The sequence below is a fragment of the Desulfofundulus thermosubterraneus DSM 16057 genome, assembly GCF_900142025.1.
GTDB lineage: Bacteria > Bacillota > Desulfotomaculia > Desulfotomaculales > Desulfovirgulaceae > Desulfofundulus > Desulfofundulus thermosubterraneus.
The window spans coordinates 1-3,026 of sequence record NZ_FQZM01000082.1 but is presented as its reverse complement, the minus strand read 5'-3'; the positions used below and the strand labels follow the sequence as shown (position 1 = coordinate 3,026).

The following is a 3,026-nucleotide window of genomic DNA, read 5'->3' as shown; positions in this document are numbered from 1 at the left end:
CTGGCCCGCAGGTTTGGAGTTGATTCTGCCAGTGTGCAGGACAAAGTGCAGCAGCTGACCGACATGGAAACCCTGGACCGTGTATTGGAGCGGCTATTTGCCGCCAGCACCCTGGAAGAAGCCCGGAACATCATATGGGAGGAACTGAGCAGGTTCACTCATTAGTGGAAAGGGAATCGGATATACTATAAGGTTACAGAAAATAGTTATGAATATCTGATGCTCCTTGAAGTACAGACTAAAACGGAGCGAGAAATGCCCCGGCGGTTGCTGGAATATACGGCGATGCAGCACCGGGAGTTCAAAAAACCGGTCTACCCGGTGGTGCTTAACCTTACGGGCCGGCTTCAGGAGGAGAGGTACTCTTTTGACTGCCTGGACCTCACTGTGGTGACGTTTAATTTCCGGACTATCAACCTGGCAGATTTGCCCGGGGAACACTTGCTGCATCATGCTCCGGTGGAGATTATACCGCTGGTACCGTTAATGCGGCATGAATATCCTGCCGAAGAAATACTGGCCCGGTGCGTAGAACGGATTGCAGAAGCCCCCGTTGAATGGCAGGCGGATTTATATCTTGGGCTGGCAGTATTTTCGTCACTCCGGTTTACCAGGGAAGTAATTTTAAAAATGAAAGCGAAAATAATTGATGAATTCATGAAGGCTCTTAACGAGGCGGTACGTAAGAACAATTAGTCGAACACAGAAAGCGGTCAGAACCGGCAGGTGTAGAGCTGCCGCGTTTTCTTTTACGTATACCTGGTGAGGGGGAGTGTTGTTTGGGTAAAATCGGCAGAAATGACCCCTGCCCCTGCGGGAGCGGAAAGAAGTACAAGAAATGTTGCCTTCTCGTAGAGAGAAGAAAGCCTTGGAGTTTAGAAGAGGTTCGCTCGCTTTCAACGAAAGAGATAATCTCTAGACTCGGTACGATGGGAATTCATATTACTGAAGAGAATTTCCTCCGGGAAGTTGAAAACTTTTACTCCGCCTATGATTTGTCCGAAAAATGGTGGAAAACCAGCCATGTTACTGCAAGGGGCTTCGACCGGGACTTTCCGTGGATGGCCGCCGTTGTCCTGTGGGAAAGGCTGGCCCCGCATATAATTAATTCCGAGAAGCTGAATGACATGATGCAGGAAGGGTACCGTCTTTGCAGCGAGGGAAAAGAGGACGAGGGTTGCCGGATCTGGCTGGAAGTGTGGGAGCATCTGAAAAAACGCTTTACTCCGGAGATGAAGTCCATCAGTGACGCGGAAAAAGTCTTTTCAGGGCTGCAGAGCCTTTTTAACTGGTGCCAGGATCTGGAGATGGAGCTGGGCAACGCTGGTTTAAAAGAACCTTCTTTCTACGAAAAGAGGATAGAATACTGCCGGGAGTTCTGCAGGCTATTCCCGGAAACAGATAGACTGATTATCGAAAACATGAAGCGAGCGGAAGCGGAATCTTACTTCATGCTTGGTATGGTTGAAGAAGGAGACAGGGCCTTCCGGGATTTGGTGGAAGAGTTCCCCGATTCTGCGTGGGTGTACATTGGCTGGGGAGATATGTACTGGCTGTACGCGGGCAGCAAGGCACCGTGCGATTACGACAGGGCGGAAAACATTTATCGTATGGCCCTGGAAAGAAACGTTGACGGGAGAGAAGATGTCCTGGAGAGGTTGCAGATGCTGGAGGAAGAGAGAACAAATGAGACAGCTGTTTGATGACAAAGCTGGCAGCTACGATTCATGGTACCAGACTGCCGCCGGCCGTTTCGTGGACCGGGTGGAAAAGGAGGCCATACTGGCCTACCTGGAGCCGCGGCCCGGGATGAGCGTGCTGGACATAGGTTGCGGCACGGGCAACTATTGGGGATTATCTGGATTGTGATGAAATTGCCGAGCATTCAGGCGATCACGGAAAGTTTATCATTAGCCGCTTTTCATATCACTTTTCCTCAACCGGAGATTTACTGGAATTTCGAATTGATTTAGAAGAGGGAGATTTACATGCTCATCCTGATAAAAGAACGAAACTTTCTTCTCACTTGAGGCCGGGAGAAGGGTTACAGCTTGATATTAGTGATTTTAATCTTCTTTTGGCCATTCATCTTGTCATGTTATATGTTAAGAAAAAATGCTATCCCTTATTTGATGAAAATGCTGATTACACAAATAGGATTTTAGAGCGAGTAAGGAGGCAGTTAAATGAACCCTAATAATCATAATCAGCCCTTAGGAGAACAAAAAGAGATTTTTTACTTTCAGACAGAAGGAAAAAGATAAGAGAAATTATTTGCATGCCCAGGTACTGCACCATTTCTCGGTCTGGAACATCACGTAAAGAGTTAGGGGAAATAAAGGAGGAGGACTAGTGTCCCCCTCCTCCAGTGCCTTTCCCCATAAAGTTTCTTCATCGTATTCTAAAAGGTCCCATGGGTCTCCTTCAGCCATTATGAAAATATTAAAATAGTGTTTCCAGATTGCCAGTTCTTTTTCGCTAATTTCAATCCCGGGAATAGTACCGAAATTGTCCAGGTGTTCAAAAAGGACAATCGTATTGACACCAAATTTTCGCTGGAATTCTAAAAGTCTCTCCCGGGAATAATCAGGTTCTTCCACAACAAGGAAGCCAGGCCCCAGATTATTCAGTTCTTGAAGGTCCATGATTCTCACTCCTCCAGGACTACCCCTGTCGGTAAGGCGCTGTATTATATACATATCACGAAATTGGGTTATCTGTCACCCTCGATAACCGGGGAAATCTGCCAATTAAATTCTGTTATAGCAGAGATGCTTAAATTTAAACCGAACTTTGACACCCAATCCCAATAAAACCCCGGAAAATCAAGGCTTCCGGGACATAACGAGTTGGCGTGCCACAACATTTTCCCTTATTGTGGTAGATATGCTAATTAATGATTATTACATGATTTGGAACTCCTAACCCCAATGCTTTAAAAGCTTGAAAAGCATTTCCTGGTAACTCAGTTCGGCACAAGTATCTTATGCCTTCCAGGGTTAACTCGACAGCTTTTAGATTTTTTA

At 46.5% G+C, this 3,026-nt stretch carries 4 protein-coding genes; 3 read left to right on the top strand and 1 reads right to left on the bottom strand.

The window, feature by feature from the left end:
- Positions 1–219 precede the first annotated feature (219 nt).
- The 3 genes from BUA65_RS17370 (at position 220) to BUA65_RS17360 (ending at position 1,869) form a co-directional block, all read left to right on the top strand.
- A complete protein-coding gene (locus tag BUA65_RS17370) occupies positions 220–696 on the top strand; it encodes an RpnC/YadD family protein (RefSeq protein ID WP_207543939.1) in 477 nt (158 codons plus the stop codon).
- Positions 697–779: 83 nt separating this feature from the next.
- A complete protein-coding gene (locus BUA65_RS17365) occupies positions 780–1,703 on the top strand; it encodes an SEC-C metal-binding domain-containing protein (RefSeq protein WP_072871639.1) in 924 nt (307 codons plus the stop codon).
- Positions 1,687–1,869 carry a class I SAM-dependent methyltransferase gene (locus tag BUA65_RS17360; protein WP_242656391.1) on the top strand — a complete coding sequence of 61 codons (183 nt, stop codon included), beginning with the start codon at positions 1,687–1,689 and terminating at the stop codon, positions 1,867–1,869. Before BUA65_RS17365 ends, BUA65_RS17360 begins: the two co-directional genes overlap by 17 nt.
- Before the next feature lie 401 nt (positions 1,870–2,270).
- Here BUA65_RS17360 and BUA65_RS17355 read toward each other — a convergent pair whose 3' ends face one another.
- A complete protein-coding gene (locus tag BUA65_RS17355; protein WP_072871637.1) occupies positions 2,271–2,645 on the bottom strand; it encodes a hypothetical protein in 375 nt (124 codons plus the stop codon).
- Positions 2,646–3,026: the final 381 nt, after the last annotated feature.